27 protein-coding genes are annotated in these 23,466 nt (G+C 74.0%); 14 read left to right on the top strand and 13 right to left on the bottom strand.

What is annotated here, in order from left to right; genetic code table 11:
- The first annotated feature begins 8 nt into the window (after positions 1–8).
- Entirely contained in the window at positions 9–1,757 is a 1,749-nt protein-coding gene (gene atzF, locus QOL15_RS07235; RefSeq protein ID WP_065959443.1) for an allophanate hydrolase, read from the top strand.
- A 66-nt stretch (positions 1,758–1,823) separates the two neighbouring features.
- On the opposite strand, the gene QOL15_RS07240 is transcribed toward atzF, so the two are convergent.
- Positions 1,824–2,018 carry a hypothetical protein gene (locus QOL15_RS07240; RefSeq protein WP_071246795.1) on the bottom strand — a complete coding sequence of 65 codons (195 nt, stop codon included), beginning with the start codon at positions 2,016–2,018 and terminating at the stop codon, positions 1,824–1,826.
- A 304-nt stretch (positions 2,019–2,322) separates the two neighbouring features.
- Between QOL15_RS07240 and QOL15_RS07245 the strand changes: the two genes are divergently transcribed.
- Entirely contained in the window at positions 2,323–3,165 is an 843-nt protein-coding gene (locus QOL15_RS07245) for an SDR family NAD(P)-dependent oxidoreductase (protein ID WP_071246797.1), read from the top strand.
- 175 nt (positions 3,166–3,340) lie between these two features.
- On the opposite strand, the gene QOL15_RS07250 is transcribed toward QOL15_RS07245, so the two are convergent.
- Together QOL15_RS07250 and QOL15_RS07255 are read right to left on the bottom strand one after the other, a co-directional pair.
- A complete protein-coding gene (locus QOL15_RS07250; protein WP_065959436.1) occupies positions 3,341–3,970 on the bottom strand; it encodes a TetR/AcrR family transcriptional regulator in 630 nt (209 codons plus the stop codon).
- 9 nt (positions 3,971–3,979) lie between these two features.
- Positions 3,980–4,738, bottom strand: coding sequence for an acetoacetate decarboxylase (locus QOL15_RS07255; RefSeq protein WP_065959434.1), 759 nt, complete (start codon positions 4,736–4,738; stop codon positions 3,980–3,982).
- 123 nt (positions 4,739–4,861) lie between these two features.
- On the opposite strand from QOL15_RS07255, the gene QOL15_RS07260 reads away from it, so the two are divergent.
- The gene (locus QOL15_RS07260; RefSeq protein WP_065959432.1) at positions 4,862–5,725 is read left to right on the top strand and encodes a 3-hydroxyacyl-CoA dehydrogenase family protein; all 864 of its coding nucleotides are present in this window, start codon (positions 4,862–4,864) and stop codon (positions 5,723–5,725) included.
- 126 nt (positions 5,726–5,851) lie between these two features.
- Here the strand turns inward: QOL15_RS07260 and QOL15_RS07265 are convergent, their stop codons facing one another.
- Complete coding sequence (locus tag QOL15_RS07265) at positions 5,852–6,730, bottom strand: peroxidase family protein (RefSeq protein ID WP_217640990.1); 879 nt, start codon at positions 6,728–6,730, stop codon at positions 5,852–5,854.
- Between the two features lie 150 nt (positions 6,731–6,880).
- Here QOL15_RS07265 and QOL15_RS07270 point away from each other — a divergent pair, with 150 nt between their 5' ends.
- Positions 6,881–7,294 carry a VOC family protein gene (locus tag QOL15_RS07270; RefSeq protein WP_065959429.1) on the top strand — a complete coding sequence of 138 codons (414 nt, stop codon included), beginning with the start codon at positions 6,881–6,883 and terminating at the stop codon, positions 7,292–7,294.
- A 182-nt stretch (positions 7,295–7,476) separates the two neighbouring features.
- Here the strand turns inward: QOL15_RS07270 and QOL15_RS07275 are convergent, their stop codons facing one another.
- Together QOL15_RS07275 and QOL15_RS07280 are read right to left on the bottom strand one after the other, a co-directional pair.
- A complete protein-coding gene (locus tag QOL15_RS07275; protein ID WP_175473156.1) occupies positions 7,477–7,617 on the bottom strand; it encodes a hypothetical protein in 141 nt (46 codons plus the stop codon).
- Between the two features lie 61 nt (positions 7,618–7,678).
- Positions 7,679–8,617 carry an SDR family oxidoreductase gene (locus QOL15_RS07280; protein ID WP_071246801.1) on the bottom strand — a complete coding sequence of 313 codons (939 nt, stop codon included), beginning with the start codon at positions 8,615–8,617 and terminating at the stop codon, positions 7,679–7,681.
- 151 nt (positions 8,618–8,768) lie between these two features.
- Between QOL15_RS07280 and QOL15_RS07285 the strand changes: the two genes are divergently transcribed.
- Positions 8,769–9,110 carry a DUF3140 domain-containing protein gene (locus QOL15_RS07285; protein WP_065959424.1) on the top strand — a complete coding sequence of 114 codons (342 nt, stop codon included), beginning with the start codon at positions 8,769–8,771 and terminating at the stop codon, positions 9,108–9,110.
- A 65-nt stretch (positions 9,111–9,175) separates the two neighbouring features.
- The gene (locus QOL15_RS07290) at positions 9,176–9,385 is read left to right on the top strand and encodes a hypothetical protein (RefSeq protein WP_071285666.1); all 210 of its coding nucleotides are present in this window, start codon (positions 9,176–9,178) and stop codon (positions 9,383–9,385) included.
- 215 nt (positions 9,386–9,600) lie between these two features.
- On the opposite strand, the gene QOL15_RS07295 is transcribed toward QOL15_RS07290, so the two are convergent.
- From QOL15_RS07295 to QOL15_RS07310, 4 genes are all read right to left on the bottom strand, one after another.
- Complete coding sequence (locus QOL15_RS07295; RefSeq protein ID WP_083393948.1) at positions 9,601–10,482, bottom strand: family 16 glycosylhydrolase; 882 nt, start codon at positions 10,480–10,482, stop codon at positions 9,601–9,603.
- A gap of 300 nt (positions 10,483–10,782) precedes the next feature.
- The gene (locus QOL15_RS07300; RefSeq protein WP_065959420.1) at positions 10,783–12,090 is read right to left on the bottom strand and encodes a PP2C family protein-serine/threonine phosphatase; all 1,308 of its coding nucleotides are present in this window, start codon (positions 12,088–12,090) and stop codon (positions 10,783–10,785) included.
- A 191-nt stretch (positions 12,091–12,281) separates the two neighbouring features.
- Positions 12,282–12,548, bottom strand: a complete 267-nt coding sequence (locus QOL15_RS07305) for a hypothetical protein (protein WP_065959418.1) — start codon at positions 12,546–12,548, stop codon at positions 12,282–12,284.
- Between the two features lie 51 nt (positions 12,549–12,599).
- On the bottom strand, positions 12,600–13,232 hold the full coding sequence (locus QOL15_RS07310; protein WP_071246941.1) for a TetR/AcrR family transcriptional regulator: 633 nt from the start codon (positions 13,230–13,232) through the stop codon (positions 12,600–12,602).
- A gap of 83 nt (positions 13,233–13,315) precedes the next feature.
- Between QOL15_RS07310 and QOL15_RS07315 the strand changes: the two genes are divergently transcribed.
- On the top strand, positions 13,316–13,843 hold the full coding sequence (locus tag QOL15_RS07315; RefSeq protein ID WP_071246805.1) for a hypothetical protein: 528 nt from the start codon (positions 13,316–13,318) through the stop codon (positions 13,841–13,843).
- A gap of 175 nt (positions 13,844–14,018) precedes the next feature.
- Positions 14,019–14,981: an SDR family NAD(P)-dependent oxidoreductase gene (locus tag QOL15_RS07320; RefSeq protein ID WP_071246807.1), complete on the top strand. Its 963-nt coding sequence runs from the start codon at positions 14,019–14,021 to the stop codon at positions 14,979–14,981.
- 131 nt (positions 14,982–15,112) lie between these two features.
- On the opposite strand, the gene QOL15_RS07325 is transcribed toward QOL15_RS07320, so the two are convergent.
- Both QOL15_RS07325 and QOL15_RS07330 read right to left on the bottom strand, forming a co-directional pair.
- Positions 15,113–15,544, bottom strand: coding sequence for a RidA family protein (locus QOL15_RS07325; protein WP_065959411.1), 432 nt, complete (start codon positions 15,542–15,544; stop codon positions 15,113–15,115).
- A gap of 38 nt (positions 15,545–15,582) precedes the next feature.
- Positions 15,583–16,152, bottom strand: a complete 570-nt coding sequence (locus tag QOL15_RS07330) for a histidine phosphatase family protein (RefSeq protein ID WP_083229978.1) — start codon at positions 16,150–16,152, stop codon at positions 15,583–15,585.
- Positions 16,153–16,392: 240 nt separating this feature from the next.
- Between QOL15_RS07330 and QOL15_RS07335 the strand changes: the two genes are divergently transcribed.
- The 6 genes from QOL15_RS07335 (at position 16,393) to QOL15_RS07360 (ending at position 22,308) form a co-directional block, all read left to right on the top strand.
- Positions 16,393–17,703 (top strand): reverse transcriptase family protein, encoded by a 1,311-nt coding sequence (locus QOL15_RS07335; RefSeq protein WP_071246809.1) that lies wholly within the window; start codon positions 16,393–16,395, stop codon positions 17,701–17,703.
- Between the two features lie 104 nt (positions 17,704–17,807).
- A complete protein-coding gene (locus QOL15_RS07340) occupies positions 17,808–18,056 on the top strand; it encodes a DUF4287 domain-containing protein (protein WP_071246812.1) in 249 nt (82 codons plus the stop codon).
- 94 nt (positions 18,057–18,150) lie between these two features.
- Complete coding sequence (locus QOL15_RS07345; protein ID WP_083229964.1) at positions 18,151–18,579, top strand: carboxymuconolactone decarboxylase family protein; 429 nt, start codon at positions 18,151–18,153, stop codon at positions 18,577–18,579.
- The gene (locus QOL15_RS07350) at positions 18,576–19,820 is read left to right on the top strand and encodes an LLM class flavin-dependent oxidoreductase (protein ID WP_065959402.1); all 1,245 of its coding nucleotides are present in this window, start codon (positions 18,576–18,578) and stop codon (positions 19,818–19,820) included. Before QOL15_RS07345 ends, QOL15_RS07350 begins: the two co-directional genes overlap by 4 nt.
- Positions 19,817–21,181: an NtaA/DmoA family FMN-dependent monooxygenase gene (locus tag QOL15_RS07355; RefSeq protein ID WP_065959400.1), complete on the top strand. Its 1,365-nt coding sequence runs from the start codon at positions 19,817–19,819 to the stop codon at positions 21,179–21,181. Before QOL15_RS07350 ends, QOL15_RS07355 begins: the two co-directional genes overlap by 4 nt.
- On the top strand, positions 21,178–22,308 hold the full coding sequence (locus QOL15_RS07360; RefSeq protein ID WP_071246814.1) for an LLM class flavin-dependent oxidoreductase: 1,131 nt from the start codon (positions 21,178–21,180) through the stop codon (positions 22,306–22,308). Before QOL15_RS07355 ends, QOL15_RS07360 begins: the two co-directional genes overlap by 4 nt.
- A 93-nt stretch (positions 22,309–22,401) precedes the next feature.
- Here QOL15_RS07360 and QOL15_RS07365 read toward each other — a convergent pair whose 3' ends face one another.
- The gene (locus QOL15_RS07365; RefSeq protein ID WP_065959586.1) at positions 22,402–23,460 is read right to left on the bottom strand and encodes a transporter substrate-binding domain-containing protein; all 1,059 of its coding nucleotides are present in this window, start codon (positions 23,458–23,460) and stop codon (positions 22,402–22,404) included.
- Between the last annotated feature and the right edge of the window lie 6 nt (positions 23,461–23,466).

Here is a 23,466-nt window from a genome sequence, read left to right on the forward strand (position 1 = left end):
CCCGCACCATGAGCACCACCACTCCCACCTTCCGTCCCACGGCCGCCGCTCCCACGCCGGACCCGGTCGCCCGCGTCACCGCGGCCTACGAGCGGATCGCGTCCGTCGACCGACCGGAGGTCTGGATCACCCTCCGGGACCGGGACGACGCGCTGGCCCGGGCACGCACCGTGCAGGAACGCCTGGACACGGTCGGTGCCGAACGCCTCCCGCTGGCCGGCACGGTGATCGCCGTCAAGGACAACATCGACGTCGCGGGACTGCCCACGACGTGCGCAGCACCGTGGACCGGGTTCGTCCCCGACGAGAGCGCGACGGCCGTCGCCCGCCTCGAGGACGCCGGTGCGGTCGTGATCGGCAAGACCAACCTCGACCAGTTCGCCACCGGTCTCGTCGGTACCCGCAGCCCCCACGGCGTCGTCCGGAACGCGTTCGACCCGGGACTCGTGTCCGGCGGGTCCAGTTCCGGGTCGGCGGTCGCCACCGCGCTCGGCATCGTCGACGCCGCCCTCGGCACCGACACGGCAGGGTCCGGTCGGGTCCCGGCCGCGTACAACCGGCTCGTCGGCATCAAGCCGACCCTCGGACTGGTGCCCGCTCGCGGCATGGCCCCTGCGGCTCCGTCCTACGACACCGTCACGGTGTTCGCTCCCACCCTCGCCGTCGCCGAGCACGTCGCCGCCGTCATCACCGGGGTCGATCCGCTCGACCCCACCAGCCGTGCGTGGGACCCGGCTGCTCCCGCCGCCGCGCCGCCCACGTCGCGGCTGGCGATCGCGCGGGAACCGGACCTCGCGCCGCTCAGCCCCGCGTGGCGCGCCAGCTACGACCAGACGCTCGAGGTGTTGCGCGCCGCCGGCGCGGAACTGGTCGAGACGGACATCACCCCGCTGCTGGACGCTGCGAAGCTGCTCTACGACGGTGCGCTCGTCGCCGAGCGCACGTACGCCGTCGGCCACCACCTCGACGCCGACCACGGATCGGGGGACCCGAGTGTGACCGCGATCATCCGGGGCGGGCACGGTCCGAGTGCCGTCGACCTGGTGGCCGACCAGCAGACCCTCCGGCGCGCGGCCCTGACCGCTCGGACACTCCTCGGCGAGGTCGACGCGCTCCTGCTGCCCACCGCGCCCGGCCACCCGAGCATCGCCGACGTGCAGGCCGACCCGATCGGCGTGAACTCGTGGGTCGGGACCTTCACCAACTTCGTCAACCTGCTCGACCTCGCGGCGATCGCGGTCCCCGGAGCCGAGGCCGACGGCCGACCCTTCGGCGTCACGCTCATCGGTCCGGCCTTCTCCGACGCAGCCCTCGCCGACCTGGCCGACCGGTTCCTCCTGCACGAGACGGGGCGATCTGCGCCGTGGCGTCCGCCGACGATCGACATCGCCGTGTTCGGAGCCCACATGAGCGGACAACCCCTGAACCGGCAGCTCACCGACCTGGGTGCCGTCCACGCCGGACCCGCGGTCACCGCGCCGCGCTACCGCCTCCACGCCCTCCCGACGACGCCGCCGAAGCCCGGCCTGGTCCGCGTGCACGACGGCGGCGCCGCGATCACGGGGGAGCGGTGGTCGATCCCCGCCGCACGCGTCGGCACCTTCCTGACGCAGCTCGTCGCGCCGATGACCGTGGGCGTCGTCGAGCTCGGGTCCGGCGACACGGTCCTCGGCTTCCTCTGCGAACCGCTCGCGACCGTCGACGCACCGGACATCACCGACGCGGGGTCCTGGAGGTCCCACCTCGCGGCGCGGTAGGACCCGCGACGCGCGACGGCCGGGGCGGCGGCGACACGCCCCCCGCCCCGGCCGACGTGCGACGCGTCACCAGTGCACGTGCCACCCGATCGAGTTGTTGGTCGAGCCCCCGTGCGCCGACTCGGCGTGGGCGGTCGTCGGGGTCGCGGGCCCGCCGAGTGCAGCCGTCGCCGCGACGGCCACCGCCGCGGCGACGAGGCCGATCCGGGGCACGAGCGCCCCCAGGGACGCGAGGGACGGGGTCGAGGTCGAGGTCGTCATCAGGTTCTCCTCCGGACGGACGGACGGACGGACGGACGGACGGTCGGATGGGCGGACGGTCGGATCGGACAGGAACGGATCCGAACGAGCAGTGCAGGCCGCACCGCCTCGCGAGACGATCGTATGGCGAATCCTGCATCGCGAGCCCTGAGAACCCGACCAGCCACCGGTCGTCCGCGCCGCCAGGACGGCCCGCAGCCGGGACGCGTGGCAGGGTTGACCTGTCCGTCGAGCGCGCGGCTCCGGGTGGTCGACGCCGACCGGAGCCGACCGCCACCGCACGTCGTCACGCACGAGGAGACCCATGTCCCGCAAGACCATCGTCATCACCGGGGCCAGTGACGGCATCGGTGCCGCCGGCGCACGTCAGCTCGTCGCGGACGGGCACGACGTCGTGGTCGTCGGCCGTTCAGCCGACAAGACGCGCGCTCTCGCGGAGGAACTGCACGTGCCGTTCCACCTGGCCGACTTCGCCGAGCTGGAGCAGGTCCGCACCCTCGCCGCGGCGCTCCGGTCCGAGCACGCCCGCATCGACGTGCTGGTGAACAACGCCGGCGGGATCTTCGGTGACCGGGCCCGCACCGCGGACGGGTTCGAGAAGACGCTCCAGGTCAACCACCTCGCCCCGTTCCTGCTGACGAACCTGCTGCTCGACACCCTCCTCGACAGCCACGCGACCGTGGTCAACACGTCGAGCATCGCGGCACGGCTGTTCGGCCGGATCGACCTCGACGACCTCGGCAACGAGCGGCGGTACTCGTCGAACAAGGCCTACGGCGACGCGAAGCTGGCGAACGTCCTGTTCACCAAGGAACTGCACCGGCGCTTCCACGCCGACGGGCTGTCCGCCGCCGCGTTCCACCCCGGGGTGGTCCGCACCAACTTCGCCGCCGACACGACGAGCCTCATGCGCTTCGTGTACCGCACCCCGCTCGCCCGCGTGTTCGGCTTCATCGGCCCCGAGGCCGGCGCGGCGCCGATCTCGCAGTTCGCCGAGGGGGAGCCCGGCGTCGACTGGACCTCCGGCGAGTACTACGAGAAGGGCGTCGTGGCGCGGACCAACCCGCAGGCAGCCGACCCTGCCCTCGCCGCAGGACTCTGGGAGCGGAGCGCCGCGATGGTCGGACTGGCGTCCTCCGGACGCTGACCCGGCGACGCCGGGGCCGGACCGGTGACGGGTGACCGGTCGTCGGGGCCGACACCCGTGAGCGGGACGGACGCCGGGACGGACGGGAGGCGCGGTGCGGGCCCGCACCGCGCCTCCCGTCCGTCCTCCGGTCACCGACCGAAGCCGTCATCGCGGCGGCGCGCAGGCGGCGCCGTCAGCGCTGCGGGACCGGTTCCGTGAGGCCGAGGATGCAGCCCTCCACCGCCGCGATGCGGACGCGCTCGGTGTCGTCGTGCAGGACGCTCTGGCTGACCGCGCCGACGTGCGCGGCGACGACGGCGCGGGTGAACAGTGCCGGGTCGACGGTCGGTCGTCGCCCGATCCGCGCGAGGCTGCCGACGAGCAGCGGCTGCAGGGTGTCGTGGAAGTGGTCGGTGTGCTCGCGCAGCAGCCGGTTCAGCGCCTCGTCGTGCCGCGCGCGGGTGATCAGCACCGAGCGGATCGCGTACCACTTCTCCTCCGGCGGGAGCCCCGACACGACGCCGCGGACGACGTCGTCGATGGTCGGGTCGTCGGCGGTCTCGGCGCGCTCGAGCACGCCGCTGAGCAGCTCGAACACCAGGGCCGCCTGCTGCTCGTACACGGCGAAGAAGAGCTCGTCGACACTGCTGAAGTTCGAGTAGAACGCGCCGCGGGTGAACCCCGCGCGGCTGACGACCGCCTCGACGCTCACCGCCGTGGTGCCGGTCTCGTCGAACACCGCCTCGGCGGCCGCGACGAGCTGCGCCCGGGTGCTGCTGCGCCGTCGGACCGGTCGCGCGGCTGCCGGAGGGGGAGTGCTCATGCGTCCACGCTACTGAGCCGTCGGCGGCACCGCGGCGAGGTAGTCGTGGACGGGCCGGACCGGGGCCAGGGTCAGGTCGGTCAGGACGTGCGACGCGCTCACGACCTCGAGGACGGGCAGGTCGGCCATCGGTGCCATGACGTGCTCGAAGAGCTGCAGTCGCGCCGGTCCGGTCCAGGCCTCCTTGACCGTGACGTCGGTGATCTCGGTGCGCACGAGGTGTGCGGCCCGCAGGCCCTGGGTGAAGACGTCGGGCACGAACTTCACCATGAACGTCGGCACCGCGATCTGCGCCCGCGCCTCGTCGAGGTCGAGCGGTTCCCACTCGTACGCCATCGTCGCGGTCGCCACACGCTCGGCGCCGCGGTCGAGCGTCCCGACCAGGGCGCCCTCGTCGACGCGCAGCCGCGGGGTGCCGAGCACCTTCGGGTACGCGCTGAGCTCGCGGCCGGAGACCGTGGCGGCGAAGTTGTCGAGGTACATGGCGTGCAGGTACTCGCCGTGCTCGCCGTCGTGGGTGACCTGGATCGCCTGCCCGGACTCGACGTAGGGGCCGTAGCCGTCGACCTCGCCCATCTTCATGACCTCGAACCGGACGAGGGGCTCCTCGACGACCAGTGGTTCGGGCACGACCGCGCGGAGCGCCTCGGGGTCGGTGCGGTAGACGACGTTGAGGTACTCGCGGTCCCGGAAGCGCGTGGCGCGCAGCGGGTACACGGGGGCGGTGAGCGGGGTGGTGCCGCGGCGCAGCGCGTCGAGGGGATCCATGGGTCGTCCTTCCGATTGCAGTACAGATCGTATCGAGTACAGTCTGTATCGAGAGGTCCGGAGTGACAAGTCCCGGGCCCCATCCGTCCCCACGAGGGACCCCGCACCCGAGAGGAAGCCCAGATGGCGTACCAGCTGCCCGCAGACCACCGGTCCCGCCCCGTCGCCGTGATCGGAGGCGGCACGCTCGGCCGCCGCATCGCGCTCATGTTCGCGAGCGGGGGTGCCGAGGTCCGCGTCCACGACCGCTCCGAGCAGGTCCGGGACGACGCGGTCGCCTACGTCGAGGCCACGCTGCCCGAGGTCGTCGCGGCGCGGGACGGCGCGGTCGCCGGTTCGGTCCGCGGTGACGGCGACCTCGCCTCGGCCGTCGAGGGCGCCTGGCTCGTCGTCGAGGCGATCCCCGAGCGCCTCGACCTGAAGACGCCGCTGTTCGGACAGCTCGACCGGCTCGTCGCCGCCGACACGATCCTCGCCACGAACTCGTCGTCGTACCCGTCGCGGCTCGTGGTCGACGAGGTCGAGCACCGCGAGCGGGTCCTCAACGTGCACTTCTCCATGCCGCCCCAGCAGAACGCCGTCGACCTGATGAGCGACGGTGAGACCAACCCGGGGATCATGACGTTCCTGCAGGAGCACCTGCCCCGCTACGGCGTCTTCCCGTTCGTCGCGCGCCGGGAGTCGACCGGGTTCATCTTCAACCGGATCTGGGCGGCCATCAAGCGCGAGTCGCTGGCGGTCGTGGCCGACGGCGTCTCGACACCCGAGGACGTCGACGCCATGTTCCGGATCAACTCGGGTGCCCCGGCCGGGCCGTTCCGGATGATGGACCAGGTCGGTCTCGACGTCGTGCTCGACATCGAGGACCACTACGCCGCCGAGGACCCGCACCTGCCGGAGGGGCCGCGTCGGCTGCTGCACGAGTACGTCGACGCCGGGCACCTCGGCGTGAAGACCGGTCGGGGGTTCTACCGCTACGACGACTGAGCCGCGGCCGCCTCCGCCTCCGCGTCCGCGGCCGCGGGCGCGGACGAGGACCTGGACCGGTGAGCCGACCGCGAGCGGTCGCGGACGGGAGGCGTGGCACCGGACCGGCACCGCGCCTCCCGTCCGTCAGTCGACCACGGTCAGACCGACGATCGCCCGCTCAGGCCGCCATCGGACCGGAGCGGCGGTGCCCGCGCGGACGTCGAAGCGGTCGAGCATCATCACCTTGTGCCAGACCGCGACGAAGGCGCGGACGAACCGCTCCTGGCCGTCGCTGCCGGCGTCGACGTCGGCGACGGCCCGCAGCTGCGCGTTCGACCCGAACACCAGGTCGGCGCGCGAGGCCGTCCACCGTGCCTCGCCGGACGCCTGGTCCCGGCCGGTGAAGGGCGTGGCCGCGTCGTCGTCCTTCGTCCACACCAGCGCCGTGTCGGTCAGGTCGACGAAGAAGTCCGTCGTGAGCACGCCCACCCGGTCGGTGAGCACGCCCGTGTCCGAGCCGTCCCAGTTCGCGCCGAGCACGCGCAGTCCGCCGGTCAGGACGGTCCACTCGGGTGCCGTCAGCGTGAGCAGGTTCGCCCGGTCGAGGAAGACCGCCTCGGGCGCGACGCCCGCCGCGAAGTCGTCGTACCGCGGGGAGACGAAGTTCCGGAAGCCGTCGGCGACCGGGCGGAGCCACTCGAACATCTCGACGTCGGTGCGGTCCTGCGTGGTGTCGACCCGACCCGGTGTGAACGGCACGGTGGTCTCGGTGCCGGCGGCCCGTGCCGCCTGCTCGACGCCGACGCACCCGGCGAGCACGACGAGGTCGGCGAGCGAGACCTGCCGGCCGCCGGAGGTGCGGGCGAAGTCCGCCTGCACGCCACGCAGGGCCTCGACGACGGGGACGGTCCGGCGATTGACGGCCCAGTCCTTCTGCGGGGCCAGGGCGCGCTTCGCTCCGTGACTGGGAGGAGCACGTGAGACCGGCCGCTCGGCGCTGTGGATCCGGTCACGAGCGAGCACCCGCCGGGCGTCCACAGGGCCCCGCCGGGCACCCGCCGGGCGTCCGTCGGGCACCCGCCGCGCACCCGCCGGACTTCCGCCGGCGGCGACGACCTGCCAGCATGGTCCCCACCGGACGACGACGTCCGTCAGACCCGAAGGGACCCCGCCGTGTCCGTCACGCTCAACCCGTACATCGGCTTCCGCGACCAGGCCCGCGAGGCCCTCGACTTCTACCACCGCGTCTTCGGCGGGGAGCTCAAGACGATGACCTTCGCCGAGGGCGGCATGGTCCAGGACCCGGCCGACGCCGACAAGGTCATGCACGGCCAGATCGTCGCCGAGGACCTGACGCTGATGGCCTCGGACGCCCCGGCGAGCATGCCGACGCCGACCGAGAGCAACATCTCGGTGTCCCTCAGCGGCGACGACGAGGCACGGCTCACCGGCTACTGGGAGGGCCTCGCCGACGGCGCGACGGTCATCGAGCCGCTGACGAAGGCGCCGTGGGGCGACACGTTCGGCATGCTCACCGACCGCTTCGGGGTCACCTGGCTCGTGAACGTCAGCGGCGTCCCGGCCTGAGCGGGCCGGGTCGCGGTCCGCGGGACCACGGACGGACGGGAGGCGCGGTGCCAGCCGGCACCGCGCCTCCCGTCCGTCGATCGGTGCTGACCACCGACCGGAGCTGACCGACGGTCAGCGCCGATCCGCGATCAGTGCCGTCCGTCGATCAGTGCTGACCGTTGATCAGTGCTGACCGTTGATCAGTGCTGACCGTTGATCTGGCCGAGCCAGCGACCGAAGGTCGCCTCGTGCTCGTCGTGCAGCACGCGCAGCGTCGTGGTGGTGGGGTTCCAGCGTCGCTCGGTGTCGGCGCCGTGCCCCTCGTGGAGGTCCAGGCTCATGATGTGCTCCTTCGCAGGTCTGTGGATGGTTCGACGCCGGGGGCGGCTCCGGCATTCCCGATCACGGCGTGACCATGCCGCCGTTGACGTTCAGGGTCTCGCCGACGACGAAGCTCGACTCCTGCGAGGCGAGGAACACGTAGGCCGGCGCGAGCTCGGCGGGCTGCGCGGCGCGGCCCATCGGCGACTCGCTGCTGCCGAACTCGGGGAGCGACTCGGGGTCGACACCGCCGCTCGGCTGCAGGACGGTCCAGGTGGGCCCCGGAGCGACGACGTTCACCCGGATCCCGCGCTCCACGAGGAGCTGCGACAGCCCCTTCGAGAAGTTGTTGATCGCGCCCTTCGACGCGGCGTAGTCGAGCCGGTCGGGTGCCGGCTGGTACGCCTCCATCGACGCGGTCGTCGTGATGGTCGACCCGGGCTCGAGGTGGGGGAGCGCGGCCTTCACGAGCCGGAACAGCCCGAACACGTTGACGTCGAACGTCGCCTCGAACTGGTCGTCGGTGATGTCGAGCAGGTCGGGCTGCCAGCGCTGCTTGCCGGCGACGCTCACGACCGTGTCGATCCCGCCGAGGTCCGCCACGGCGCGCTCGATCAACTCGCCCGCGTACGCCTTGTCGCGCAGGTCACCCGGCACCGTCACGGCGCGGCGACCGGCGGCCTCGACCTGCTCGACCACGTGGTCGGCGTCGGACTGCTCCTCGGGCAGGTAGGCGAGGACGACGTCGGCACCCTCGCGGGCGAAGGCGATCGCGACGGCCGCGCCGATGCCCGAGTCAGCCCCGGTGATGACCGCACGTCGCCCCTGCAGCCGTCCGGTGCCGCGGTAGGAGCCCTCGCCCAGGTCGGGGACCGGGGTCATCTGCGACTGCAGGCCCGGCTCGTCCTGGGTCTGCGGCTCGGGGGAGACGTTCGGGTAGCGGGTCCGCGGGTCGCCGAACACGAACTGGTCGACGGGTGCTGCCTGGTCGTCGGGCGCGTGCCCGTCCTGCTCGGTCATGCTCGTGTGGCTCCTTCGACGGTGGGTGTTCCGGGGGACACACAACCCGTCCACCCCTGGAAGCACCTGCAGTGGCGTCCGTTGTGCGCACCGTTCCGGGGGACACGGGCTCCTGCGCGGCCGCCCAGGCTGCACGGGCAGCGTGACCGCCATGAGCGACGACCAGCACGACGAGCAGCAGACCCGCGACGACTTCGCCGACGCCGTCAACATGACCGCGTCGGAGCTGCAGCGGTGGCTGGACTCCGACGAGTCGAAGGAGGTCGGGCAGAAGCCGTCGAGCGGCGGCGAGTCCACTGGGCACGAGAGCGGGCGCCACATCGTCCGGATCCTCGAGAAGCAGCAGGGCGACTACACCGACGACGACTACGCGCACATGCGCAAGGTCGTCGGGTACGTGGCCCGGCACAGCAAGCAGGAGCCGAAGGGCGACGCGCACGACTCGAAGTGGCGCTACTCGCTCATGAACTGGGGCCACGACCCCGAGAAGTGAGCACGACCGACCGACCGGGCCCGGCCCGGCACCGTGCCCGGGCCGCGATCGGGCAGGATGGACCCGTGGACGACTCCGGCATGCCCCGTTTCCGTCGCGTCTGGTCGACGATCCAGGTCGGCGTGCTCGCCGCGGCCGTCGTCTTCTGCGTCGTGATGCTCGTGATCGGCCAGGGCAAGCTCGACCGCGTGTACGCCGTCGCCGCGGTGTTCTTCGGCCTGGCCCTGGTCGGGCACGCGACGTACCTCTGGCTGCTGGCGCGGTCGCGCCGCTGAGGCGGCCGTCCGGATCCCGCCGCTGAGGCGGCCGTCCGGGTCGCTCCGGATCGCCGGCCGCGCGGATCCCGCCGCTGCGGCGGCGGTCAGCCGCCGTCGGCCGTCCTGTGGGCGGGTCCGGTCGTGTGGTCCACGTGACCGCGAGACGGACGGGAGGCCCGTGGCGGCGTCGCCACGGGCCTCCCGTCCGTCCCGTGCCGGGCCGGACCGTCCTGCTAGGCGAGCTGCGAGACGCGTACCCAGTCGACGAGCATCTGCTGCGGGAACCGGGTCGTCGCGTCGGGCGACCCCGGCCACGTGCCGCCGACGGCGACGTTGAGGAGCACGAAGAACGGCTTGTCGAACACCCACGGGTTCGCGCCGACGTCGGCACGGGTGACCGTCCGCTGCGCGACCCCGTCCACCAGCCACGTGATCGAACCCGGGCGCCAGTCGACACCGAAGACGTGGAAGTCGTCGGCGAAGGCCGCGCCGGTCGGGTTCGTGTACGCGGCCGACAGGCCGGAGGCGCCGGAGTAGCCGGGGCCGTGCACGGTCGCGTGGACGACCGTCGGCTCGTACCCGACGTTCTCCATCACGTCGATCTCACCGCAGGCCGGCCAGCCGACCTGGCCGATGTCGGCGCCGAGCATCCAGAACGCCGGCCAGATGCCCTGCCCGCGCGGGATGCGGATGCGGGCCTCGACCCGGCCGTACTGGGCGGTGAAGGTGCTCTCGGTCTTCAGCCGGGCGGAGGTGTACGACCCGTCGGCCTCCCGGATCGCCGTGATGACGAGGTTGCCGTTGCCGTCGAGGGCGGCGTTCCGGCGGGAGTCCGTGTAGGTCTCGAGCTCCGCGTTGCCCCAGCCGCCGGCGCCGGTGTCGAAGCGCCAGATGCCGGGGTTCGGGGCGGTCCCGGCGGGGCCGTTGAACTCGTCGGCGGCGAGGAGCGCGGTGGTGGTGCCGGCCGTCGGCGTCGTGCTCGTGGTCCGACGGGTCGCGGCGGACGCGCTGTCGGTCGCGAGGAACGCGGAGCCGGCCACGGCCGCGGTGGCACCGCCGGCGAGGCCGAGGGTCAGGAAGCGACGGCGGTCGAGCGCGTCGTGGTGCTGGGGCATGGGGTGGTCCCTGTGCTGGACCGGACGGGTGCTCCGGCGGGTGTGGGTGGGGGGCTGGAGGATCTTGTCCCCTCCGAGCCCGGTGCGCCAGTCCGTGTTCGGGGGGCACCCGGACGAGGGAGGTCGGCGTGCCGCTGCGCCTCGCGGCCGGCCGGGGATGCGTGGTGCCGGGGCTGCACCGTCCGGCGTGTCGCGGGTCCGGTCCGGCTGCGCTTTCCGGCCCCGCGCGGAGGCCGAGCGACGTCTCGCGTCACGCTGCGTCGGGCGGTGTCGGGCTGTGTCGGCCTGCGTCGGGCGGTGTCAGGGGCGGTAGCCGACGCACAGGACGGTCACGTCGTCCGGGTGGTCACCGGCGTGGGCGAGCTCGGCGATGCCGTCGACGATCTGCTGCGGGTGCTGCCGTTCCGCGACCCAGGCCTCGAAGCGCTCGACCGCGTCGAGGTCGCCGCCGAACAGGTCGAGCACGCCGTCGCTCACCGCCACGACGACGTCGCCGGGCTCCAGGTCGGTCTGGTCGGCGGTCCACTCGGTGCCGACGCCGATCGGCAGGTGCGCCGCGCGCAGGGGGTGGACGGTGCCGTCGGCCCGGCGGAGCACGGCGAGCCCGTGTCCGGCGTCGACCCACCGCGCCCGGCCGTCCCGGGCGACGCGGAAGTGGAAGCAGGTGGTGAACTGCCCGCTCGTCAGGTCGGAGACGCCGGTCGCCAGCCCCGTGGCAGCGCGACGGACCGCGACGGCCGGGTCGGACTCGTCGACGGTGCTGCGGATGAGGGAGCGCACCGCGGCGGCGATCATGCCCGCGCCGACGCCCTTGCCCATCACGTCGCCGAGGGTGAACGCTGCACCGTCGGCGGTGGGGAACCAGTCGTAGAAGTCGCCGCCGACGGTCCGGGCCGGGATGCAGACCCCGACGGCGCGGAACTCGTCGGGCAGCCCGGCGGCGGTCGTCGGGAGCAGGGACTGCTGCACGAGCGCCGCGCGACCGATCTCGCCCTCGGCGATCCGGCGGCGGCGCTGCGCGGTGTCGAGCTGCAGCCCGGACAGGCGTGCGAGCTCGTTCGTGACCGCTGCCGCGGCGGCGTAGACGAGCAGGGCGAGCACGAGTCGGACGAGTTCGCTCGGCTGCGGGGTCCGCGGCGCGATCGCGTAGGACAGCATGAGCGTCGCGGCCGTCCCGACCAGGGGGTACACCACGTGCTGCCGGCCCGGGTTCGTCGCCATCCAGATCACCGGGAGCACGACGATCGCCAGGAACACCGACCGAGCGTCGCCCGTGCCGTAGCGGAGGAGTCCGATCGCCAGGAAGTCGAGTGCGGGGACGAGCAGTTCGAGACGGGTGACCGCGGGCCACCGTGCCATCGCCCCCGCGGCGACCAGCCCGACGAGCGCGAGGCCGACGCCGGACCACATGGCACGCGCGTCGGTGACGTCGAGTCCCTGCACGACCGTGCTCGTCACCGCGGCGGCGACGATGAGGACCGCGACCACGGTCTGCTTCGCGAGCGGGTGCCACGACGCGCGCAGGGCGCTCAGGACGATCGGCCCCGTGTCGTCCCGGACGGACGCCGTCCACGTGGGGGAGGCGTGGCTGCCGGTGGTGCTCGTCACGCGCCCGAGTCAATCGGGTCGAGCATCACTCGGCAAGTCCGCGTTCAGGGGTGTCGCGCAGGTTGGACTGGTATCGGCGACGTTGGACGACGGGCGTCGCCCGGTCGTGCGCGGGGCGTCGCGCGTTCACACGAAGGACGTGGCGGGTCCGCACGCGGGGCGTCGCGGCATCGCCCAGGGGCGTCGCCGGGTCAGACGCCGAGGCGGAGCAGCAGGGGCCCGAGGAGGCCGACGACCCAAACGAGCACCATCACGAGCGCCCCGCCGACGATGAACCGACGGCGCCGACGCAGGCGCGGACTGCGGTCGTCGTCGCCCCACATCTGCGCCCGCACGAGCGTGCGGTTCGCCTGCTCGACGACCTTGCGCACCTCGGGGTCGTCGAGCGGGAGCGCCCCGGACCGGGCGTGTTCCGCGATCGCCGTCGCTTCGGCGACGGTCAGCTCGTCCTTCGGCATGGGGCCATCGTCCCACCCCGTGCCGTGCGGCGGCCAGGAGCCCTGACGGGTTCAGCGGGTCGGGCCGCCCTCGGCCCGCAGGCGAGCGAGTTCCTCGGCCAGGAGCTCGCGTGCCCACCCGACGTCGTCCTGCCGGGGACGGTGCGCCAGGTGCAGGGCGAGCCCGTCGAGGAGGGCGTGGAGCCGCGCGACCCGGCGCTCGGTCGGGGCCGGTGCTCCGCTCCCGGTCCCGGACGGGTTCAGCAGTGCGAGGAGCGACGCGCACGCGGACCGCACCGCGCGGTCGGCCTCGTCCCACGCCGCACGCACCCCGGGATCGGTCAGGGCGACGGACCCGAGGGTGAGGAACACCTCGGTCTCGGTACGGCGCTCGTCGTCGAGCGGCAGCAGCTGCTCGAGGCACCGGGAGACGAGGGGGACCGGGTCGACCTCGGGCGCGGGCAGGGAGGGGTCTGCGAACACCGCGTCCATGCGCTCCTGGACCCGTGCGGCCACGCGCCGGAGGCAGGCCACGCGCAGGGCGTCCTGGGTCGGGTAGGCGCGGCGCAGCGAGGCGGTCGCGATGCCCGCCTCCTCGGCGACGTTCCGGACCGAGAACGCCACGAGCCCGTCGCGCGTGAGGACCCGCCAGGCTGCGTCGCCGATCTGCCGGTCGCGTTCGTCGTGGTCGATCAGGCGGGGCACGTGCCGATCGTACACAGTCGTACTAGCATCGCCGTTGTGAACACAGTCGTACTCAATCGGTCCTCCGGTACCCAGGGGTTCCCGTGCTGATCGCCGTCATCGTCGCCTGCGAAGCGGGTTTCTGGGTGGCGGTGCTCGGCGGCCTGGTCCTCCGGTACGTCGTCGGACTCCGCCGGACCGGAGCGGTCCTGCTCGCCCTCGGGCCCGTCCTCGACGTCGTCCTGCTCGCGGTGACCGCACTCGACCTCGCCCGCGGAGGGACGGCCGACTGGATGCACGGTCTCGCCGCGCTGTACGTCGGCGTCTCCCTCGCGCACGGGCGCCGCATGGTCGCCTGGGCCGACGCGCGCTTCGCCCACCGGCGGACGGGGCGTCCGCTCCCGGAGCGCAGGACCGGGTGGGCGTACACCCGTGCGTGCTGGGCCGACGTGCTCCGGACCGGCCTCGGCGTCGTCGTCGCGGCCGGCGTCATCGGAGCGTTCGTGCTCGCGTTCGGTACCGGGGAGCGCACGGCAGCCCTCGTCGCGTGGCTCCCGGTCCTCGCGGTCGTGCTCGGCGTCGAACTCCTGTGGGCCGTCAGCTCCACGGTGTGGCCGAAGCGCGCACGCTGACGGTGCCCGGTCGTCGCGACACCCGACGACCGCGCACGATGCCGGAGCGCGGTCGTGACGACCCCGCCCGGCTCGTGCGCTCGCCGCGGCCGTCGCCCGTCGCCCGTCGACGTCGGGTGTCCGGTGGACGACCCGCTGGACGGCACCGCAGGCCGCACCGGGTACCGATGGGGACATGGCACATCGGTTCCGCGGGAAGATCGTCGTCGTCACCGGAGCATCGAGCGGCATCGGGAGGGCCGCCGCGCACGAGTTCGCGCGGCAGGGCGCGACCCTCGTCCTCGCCGCTCGCGGCAGGGAGAGCCTCGAGGCGGCGGCGCAGGAGTGCCGCGACCTCGGTGCCGAGGCGGTGGCGATCCCGACCGACGTCGCCGACGAACACCAGGTCCGTGACCTCGTCGCCACGACGACCACGCGCTTCGGCCGCATCGACGTCTTCGTCGGCAACGCCGCCCTGTTCGTGTACGGCCTGTTCGAGCAGACCCCCGTCGAGGCCTTCAAGCGGGTCGTCGACACGAACCTGCACGGGCACGTGCACGCCGTGAAGGCGCTCCTGCCGCACTGGAAGCAGCGCGGCGAGGGCACCTACGTGCTCGTCGGCTCAATCCAGTCGCTGCTGTCCGCGCCGTACCAGTCGGCGTACGTGACGAGCAAGCACGCAGCCCTCGGCCTGATGGACGTGCTCGCCGACGAGCACCAGGGCACCCGGATCCGCTTCGGCGCGGTGCTGCCGTCGACGATCGACACCCCGATCTACCAGAACGGCGCCAACTACACCGAGAAGGCGTCGCACCCGCTGCCGCCGACCGTGTCGGTCGAGCGCGCCGCGAAGGCCGTCGTCCGCCAGGCGCTGCACCCGAAGCGCAACCGCTACGTCGGACGCCTGCAGGCGGCGCTCGTCCCCGCCGAGTTCATCGTCCCCGGGATCTTCCACCGGATCACCCGTCCCGCTGTCGAGGTGTTCGCGCTCCGCGGTCGCCAGGCGCCCACCGACGGCAACCTCTACGCGCCCGCCGACCACGCGAACGCGACCGACGGTGGCTGGGTCGCGAAGCGCCGCCGCGTCACCCGCCCGCTCCTGTGGGCGGGCATCGCCGCGGTGGTGGGCACGGTCGTGCTCGGCCGCTCGCGTCGCTGACGCACTACCGGACGGACGGGAGGCGCGGCACCGGTCGGTGCCGCGCCTCCCGTCCGTCACCCGGTCGCGTCACGGACGCGGCCCACCGGACCGGGTCGGCCCGTGCCCGGCCGTCGCGACCGGGCGTCCCGTCAGGCCGCGCGCTCGACGCGCGGGCCGTCGAGCACCGCGGCCACCGCCTCGATCTCGACCAGTTGGTCGTCGTAGCCGAGGACGGTGACGCCGAGCAGCGTGCTCGGCACGTCGTGCTCCCCGAAGGCGTCGCGGACGACCTGCCACGCGGCGACGAGGTCGGCCTGCCGCGTCGAGGCCACGAGCACCCGGGTCGAGACGACGTCCTCGAGGGCGGCGCCGGCGTCCGCGAGCGCCTGGCGCAGGTTCGCGACGCAGGCGGCGGCCTGCCCGGCGTGGTCGCCGACGGCGACCGTGCGGCCGTCCGCGTCGAGTGGGCAGGCCCCCGCCAGGAAGACGAGCCGCGCATCGGCCGGTGCGGTCGCGGCGTAGGCGTACTCGGCGACCGAGCTGAGGGACGAGGACCGGATGAGCTGCACAGCGCTGACCATGACGCCATCCTCCCCGAGGCCGGCACCTCCGGCTCGGGTCAGGGGTCGAGGCGGGTCCAGCCGCTCAGCGCCCGCCAGGTGCGCGGGTCGAACGTGAACACGCTGCCCATGCCCGGCTGGTCCAGGCGCCGCGAGACGGGCTCGCCCCGCAGGTCGGCGAGGAGCAGCGCCCCGACAGCGCCGTGGGCCACCACGGTGACGTCCGTGCCCCGACCGGCGGCGGCGGTGAGGTCGCGGACCGCCCCGACGATCCGGCGCTGCGCGTCGACCGCCCGCTCCCACCCTCGCACCGACTCCTCGGGCCGCGCGAAGAACGCGTCGACCACCGGTTCGAACGCCTCGGGAGGCAGGTAGCCGGTCGCGCTCCGGTCGATCTCGCCGAGCCGCGCGTCCTGCTCCGGCACCACACCGACCGCCGCGCCGAGGACGGCCGCGGTCTCGACGGCCTTGCGCTCGGTGCTCGAGACGATCCGGCGCACCCCGGGTGCCCACGCGACGCGGTGCGCGCCGGACGCCCGGGCGCGGCCGGAGTCCGACAGTCCCCAGGACTCGATCGGGACCGCGGGGTCGACGACGACCTCGGCGTGGGTCAGGAAGAACGACGGCACCGGCACAGCCTGGCAGACCCGTCCCGCCACCACGGCAGGGGTCGGTCGTATGGTGTGCTCGTGGAGTTCCCGGGGGAGGCGGACGGCGCGCGTGACGCGTCGACCTCTCCGGGGTCACCCCGGGGCACGCAGGACCAGCAGGACCACACGCCCCGAGAGGCGCGGCGCGCTCCGCGCACCAGCCCTCACGGAGGCACCGACAGGTCCCCCGGGAACCCCACGCACGCACCGCTCCCGGTCGTGGCGCAGGCGCTCGCCGACGCCTTCCTCGCCGCCGACGACTGGAGCCGCGACGCGCTGACCGCCGCCGGGTACGACGTGCTCGGGGTGGAGCGGACGTACGTCGGTGTCGCGGTCGGGACGGCGCTCGACGCGTACCCACGGCCGCCCGTCGACGCGCCCCGGCAGCTCGCCGCGGTGCTCGCGACCGCCCCGCGCCTCGTCCGCCTCCACGACAGCCGCGGACCACGACGGCCCGTCCGGGTCCTGGCCCGGCAGGCCACCGCCGTGCGGGCGCGCCCGGTGACGGACAGCCCGCTGCTCGTCGACACGCTGCCCGAGCTCGCCCGAGCGCTCGACCTGACGGTGGGGCGGTTGCTCTGGCTCGCCGACACCCGCGGGTGGAACCGCCGTCCGGGTGCGTCGAGTCCGCTCCACCACGTCCGGCACGAGTGGGTCGCGCGGCCCGGGCGGACCCCGAGGCTCCTCGAGAAGCCGATGGCGATGCTCCGGCGCACCCAGCGGACCGTCCTCGACGACCTGCTCGCGGCGCTGCCGGTCCACGACGCAGCGCACGGCTTCGTGCCCGGGCGCAGCGTCGTCACCGGTGCCGCCGGGCACGTCGGACGCCGGGTCGTCCTGACCGCCGACCTCACGTCGTTCTTCGCCACGGTCCGAGCGCCGACCGTGTACGGCGTGTTCCGCGCCGCGGGGTACGCCGAGCCGCTGGCGCACGTCCTCACCGGGCTCTGCACGCACCGGGTCCCGGTCCACGTCCTCACGGCGATGCCGCCGGGTGGGAGCATCGACGAGCGTCGGGCGCTCCGGGACGCCCTCGTCGAGGCGCACCTGCCCCAGGGAGCCCCGACGTCGCCGGCGCTCGCCAACCTGGCCCTCCGACACCTCGACGCCCGACTGGCCGGGTGGGCGACCGCAGCGGGGGCGACGTACACGCGGTACGCCGACGACCTGACCTTCAGCGGCGACGACCGCCTCGCTGCCCGCGCCGACGCGTTCCTCCGCGGTGTCGAGCGGATCGTCGCCGACCAGGGCCACACGCTGAACCCCCGGAAGACCCGGGTCCGGCCCGCCGGGGTGCGGCAGTCGGTCACCGGTGTGGTCGTGAACGAGCGCACCGCACCCGGCCGCCGCGAGGTCGACCGTCTCAAGGCCGTGCTGCACAACTGCGTCGTGCACGGTCCGGCGTCGCAGGACCGCGCGGGGCACGCGGACTTCCGGGCGCACCTGCTCGGCCGGATCGGCTGGGTCGGTCAGGTGCACCCGGACCGGGCAGCGAAGCTCCGGGCGCTGTTCGCCCGGATCGAGTGGTGAGACGAGCCCCAGCGCACGGAACCACCCGGTAGCGGCGCTCGTCCGAGCGCCGACCCCGGACCGCGCCCCTGGCCCCGCACCGGTGTGCTCGCTACCGTGACGCCATGACAGCGCACCGCGTGACCGCACCGCAGCCGCCGGCGGACGGCACGAAGCCGAAGGGGCCGGCGTCGTACTTCCCGAGCATCGAGAAGACCTCCGGCCGTCCGGTCCAGGAGTGGCTCGACCTCGTGGCCGACCGGCTCGACACCCACCGGCACATGGAGGTCGTGACCTGGCTCAAGGAGGAGCACGGCCTCGGGCACGGCCACGCGAACGCCCTCGTCGCCTACGTGCGGCACGCGCTCGCCTGACCCCGGGACAGCGCCGCACGTCACACGACGCAACGCACGGTCACGTGCCGCAACACCCGCCGACGCGGGCCGGGGCGCGTCGTAGCGTCACCGCATGACCGACTACCTCGACCGCGAGCGGGACAAGACCTTCACCCGGGTCTACAAGCAGCAGACCCCGGACATCCTGCAGGCCTTCGTGCAGTTCGACGCCGCGGTGTTCCAGCCCGAGGGGCGCGCGATCCCACTGCGGTACCGGGAGCTCATCGCGCTCGCGGTGGGGATCACCACGCAGTGCGTGTACTGCATCGACGCGCACAGCCAGCGCGCGGTGGCCGCCGGCGCGACGGAGGCCGAGCTCGCCGAGGCCGCCTGGGTCGCGACCGCCATCCGCGCCGGCGGTGGCTTCGCCCACGGGCGACTCGGCTTCAAGTTCGGCGCCGACGCCACCCCGCCCGAGCACGCCTCGCAGCCGCAGACGCAGGGCCAGCCCGAGCCGCACGACCACGGCGCGAGCCAGCCGCACCAGGGGACGAACCCGTGAGCACGCGCCCCGTCCTGGTGACCGCACTGCAGGGCGCCGGCTGGCACCCGGCCGCCTGGCGCGTCGCCGGACCCGCCGCGCGCCGTCTGACGAGCCTGCGCCACTGGCGCGACGTCGTCGTCGAGCAGGACCGCGCGGGCACCGACGCCGTCACCCTCGAGGACTCCTTCACCGCCGGACCCCTCGACCCGGACGGGGACCTCGAGACCCGCACGGTCGTCGGGCGACTCGACGCGCTGCTCGTCGCCAGTGCGGTCGCCCCCGCGACCCGCGCCGTCGGTCTGGTGCCGACCGTCTCGGTGACGCACACCGAACCGTTCCACGTCGCCACGGGCCTCCAGACCCTGGACCACGTCTCCGCGGGGCGAGCCGGGTGGCGGATCCAGGTGAGCCCGACGGCCCGCGAGGCCGCGCTCTTCGGCCGCCGCCCCGGCGGCGACGACGCGGCCACGCTGTTCGCCGAGGCACGGGAGGTCGCCGAGGTCGTCTCGCGGCTCTGGGACAGCTGGGACGACGACGCGATCATCCGCGACGTCGCCACCGGTCGTTTCATCGACCGCGACCGCATCCACGGGGCCGCGTTCGTGGGCGAGCACGTCTCGGTGCACGGTGCGTCGATCGTGCCGCGCTCGCCGCAGGGACGGCCGCCGGTGTTCGCGCTCGCGCACCGCGCCGACGCGGCGGCGTTCGCGGCCGACGCGGCGGACGTCGTGCTCGTCACGCCGGGTGGGGCCGGTCCGTCGGGGAGCGCCGGTCCGACGGGTGGGCCCGGTCCGTCGCACGGAGCCGGCCTGGAGGCGCGGGGTGCGCTGGCGCTCGTCCGTGACGCCGAGCAGGCGGCCGGGTCCGACGTCCGCCGTCCGGTCCTCGCGGACCTCGCGGTCCTCGTCGGGGCGTCCGCGTCCGAGGCCGCCGACGCCCTCGCCGCGCTCGACGCGGCCGCGGGCTCGTCGTACGCAGAGGCGTCCGACGCTCCGGTGCTCGCCACCACCGTGCCCGAGCTGGTGTCCCTGGTCGGGGACCTCGCGTCCCTCGGGTACGCCGGCGTCCGGCTCCGGCCGCTCCGCATCCCCGAGGACAGCACCGCCGTCGCCCGCCGACTCGTGCCGGCGCTCGTCGCCGCCGGGTTGCGCGCCGACGTGGCCTCCCGTCCCACCGCCGACCTGCGCACCCGACTCGGCGTCGCGCCCGCGGTCAGCCGGTACGCCCGCACCACCGCCGACCAGGAGGTCCCGGCATGAGCACGAAGCGTCAGGTCCACCTCGCCGCCCACTTCCCGGGCGTCAACAACACCACCGTGTGGAGCGACGACCGCGCGGAGAGCCAGATCGCGTTCTCGTCGTTCGAGCACTTCGCGCGGAACGCCGAGCGGGGGTGCTTCGACTTCCTGTTCCTCGCCGAGGGGCTCCGGCTCCGCGAGCAGAAGGGGCGCATCCACGACCTCGACGTGGTCGGTCGACCGAACACGCTCGCGATCCTCGCGGCGCTCGCCGGCGTGACGTCGCACATCGGCCTGGTCGGGACGCTGCAGACCACGTTCAACGAGCCCGTGGAGCTCGCGGAGCAGCTCGCCACGCTCGACCACCTGACCGACGGGCGCGCCGGCTGGAACGTCGTCACGAGCTCCGACGCCTTCCACGGCGCGAACTTCCGCCGCGGCGGGTTCCTCGACCACGCCGACCGGTACACGCGGGCCGACGAGTTCGTCACCCTGGCGCGCGAGCTGTGGGACTCGTGGGCGCCCGACGCGGTCGTCGCCGACGCCGCGGGCGGGGTGTTCGCCGACCGCTCCCGCATCCGCGACGTCGACCACCACGGGCCGCAGTTCGACGTGCGCGGGACCTTCCCGGTGCCGCGGAGCCCGCAGCGGCACCCGGTCGTCGTGCAGGCGGGGGACTCCGACGAGGGCCGCGACCTCGCCGCCCGACAGGCCGAGGTGGTCTTCTCGCTGCACACCGAGTTCGACGACGCCCGCGCCTTCCGCGCCGACCTCACGGAGCGGCTGGCGCGCGTCGGCCGCTCGGAGGACGAGCTGCTCGTCCTGCCCGGGGCGACGTTCGTCCTCGGCGACACCGCGGCGGACGCCGAGGAGCGGTCCCGCGCGATCCGCCGCGCCCAGGTCAGCCCGGCCACGGCGATCGCCTTCCTCGAGCAGGTGTGGAACCGCGACCTGTCCGGCCACGACGTCGACGGGCCGCTGCCCGACGTCGAGCCCGACGTCGACGCCGAGACGATCACGCGCGGTCGGGTCCGGCACGTCCGCGACCCACGGGCGACCGTGCAGGCGTGGCGCGACCGGGCCGACGCCGAGCACCTGTCGACCCGGGACCTCGTCATCGCGGTCTCGACGCGGGGCGGCTTCGTCGGGACGCCGTCGCACATCGCGTCGGAGATCGACCGGTACGTGCAGGAGCGCGCGTCCGACGGCTTCGTCGTCGTCCCGCACACGAACCCGTACGGCCTCGACGAGTTCGTCGACCGCGTCGTCCCGCTGCTGCAGGAACGCGGCGTGTACCGGCAGGCGTACGACGACGGTGCCACGCTGCGGTCGACGCTCGGGCTGCCCGGCCACGTCCTCGACCGCCAGGAGGTCTCCGCGTGAACGCCGTCCCGCTGTCCGTCCTCGACCTCGTCCCGGTGTCGTCCGGGTCGTCCTCGGCGACGGCCCTGCGCAACACCCTCGACCTCGCCCGGGCCGCCGAACGCGCCGGGTACGCGCGGTACTGGCTCGCCGAGCACCACCTCAACCCCGGGGTCGCCGGCAGCGCGCCGAACGTCGTCATCGGGGCCGTCGCGGCCGTGACCTCCCGGATCCGCGTCGGCAGTGCGGCGACGCTCGTCGGGAACGTCCGCGGGCTGCAGATCGCCGAGACCTTCGGGACCCTGACCGGCCTGTACGGTCCCCGGTTCGACCTCGGGCTCGGGCGCTCCGGAGCGCCGGCACCCGGGACGCCGAAGCCGCCGTCGCTCGCACCGCGGGCCGACGAGGTCGTCGACGGGCTGCTCGTCCCGGCGCCCTTCGACCTCCGGATCGCGCCGGGGTCGAAGTTCGCGCTGCAGGGCGAGCTGCTCGGTCGGGTGCCCGGCGACGTCGAGCGGTTCGACGGCGACCTCGCGCTGGTCCGGGAGCTGTTCGCCGGCACCTGGACCCGCGACGGTGCGGTCGTCGAGGCACCCCCGGCGACCGGTGCCGACGTCGAGCTCTGGATCCACGGGTCGACCGGCGGCGAGAGCGCCCGGGTCGCCGGGTCCCTGGGCCTGCCCTACGGCGCGAACTACCACTCGTCACCCGGGACCGTCCTGGCCTCCGTCGCGGCGTACCGGGCGGCGTTCCGACCCGGCGTGCTCGCGGCGCCGCACGTGATCGTGTCCGCCGACGTGGTCGTCGGTCGCACCACCGAGGAGGCCGACGAGCTCGCCGAGGGCTACGGCCCGTGGGTGCACTCGATCCGCTCGGGCACGGGTGCGATCCCGTACCCGACGCCCGACGCGGCCCGTGCGACGCCGCTCCCGGACGACGCCGCTGCCGCCGTGCGGGACCGTCTCGCGACGCGGTTCGTGGGCGACGCCGGCCACGTCGCCGACCGGCTCGAGGTGCTCCGTCGCGTCACCGGGGCGGACGAGCTGCTCGTCACGACCATCACGCACGACCACGACGCCCGGGCCCGCTCGTACGAGCTGCTCGCGGCCGAGTGGGCGCGGCGGGCCGCGGTCGGCGAGCCCGCCTGACGCGCACCGCGCACCGCGCATCGCGCACCGCCACACGGAGGACACCCCCGTGACCACGACGGTCACGGGGGTGTCCGACGATCGGAGCCCCGCTCAGCCGTTGTCGAGCGGCAGCCCCTCCGGGTTCACCTGCGAGGTCTGCACGGCCTCGTTCGACAGGTTGTACGCCCGCAGCCACTTCGCGTAGGTCCCGTCCGCGATGAGCGCGTCGATCGCGTCGGCGATCGGCTCCGCCAGCCCGCTGTCCTTCTTCGTCGTCGCCGCGATGAGCCCCTGCAGCGTCGAGCCGGCGCCCGAGTACGTCCCCGCGGTCTTCGTCGGGTGTGCGCTGCCGGCGCTCTGCGTGTTCGCGTACGCGATCGTCGGGTTCGGGCCGAAGTAGCCGTCGATCTTGCCGGAGCCGAGCGCGAGCTGCACCGCGTTGCCGTCCGGGTAGTACTTGACGTCGATGGTCTTCCCCTGCTGCTCGAGGTCGGCCTTCCACTCGAGCAGGATCTTCTCCTGGTTCGTCCCGGAGCTCACCGCGATCGTCCTGCCGGCGAGCACGGACGGGTCGCCGTCGAACGCGAGCTTCGAGGTCGCGAGCACCTGGAGGGCGAGGTTGTCCTGGCGGTAGGACGCGAAGTCGTACTTCTCCTTCCGCTGTTCGGTCACGGTGACGTTCGAGAACCCGGCGTCGATCTTCCCGCCGTCGATGCCGACGAACAGGTTGTCCCACGTGGCGTTCCGCACGTCGGCCTCGAGCCCGAGCTTCGCGGCGACCAGTCGTCCGAGGTCCGGTTCCGAACCGGTCAGCGTCCGCTGGTCGTCGCCCGTGAAGGCGAGCGGCGGGAACCCGGCGGGCAGCGCGCCGACACCGATCACGAGCTTCCCCGAGGACTTGACGGCGGCCGGTAGCTCGTCGTGCAGCGTCGTGTCCTCGGCGACCCGGACCGTCGTCTCGGTGGCCGCACCGTTCGACGCGGCGCCGATGGTCACGGAACCGCGCGAGGACCCCTGACCGCTGCCGGTGGCGGCGGCGCCCGACGAGCAGCCCGCGAGGGCCACGACGACCCCGGCGGCGAGGACGAGGGCGCCGGCGCGGGCGCGCCAGCGAGTGGGCGGTGCGGCGGGCGGTGCGTCGGACGTGGGGGAGAGGGCGGTGGTGGGCAAGACGGA

Source organism: Curtobacterium sp. MCBA15_012 (genome assembly GCF_001864935.2).
Lineage (GTDB): Bacteria > Actinomycetota > Actinomycetes > Actinomycetales > Microbacteriaceae > Curtobacterium.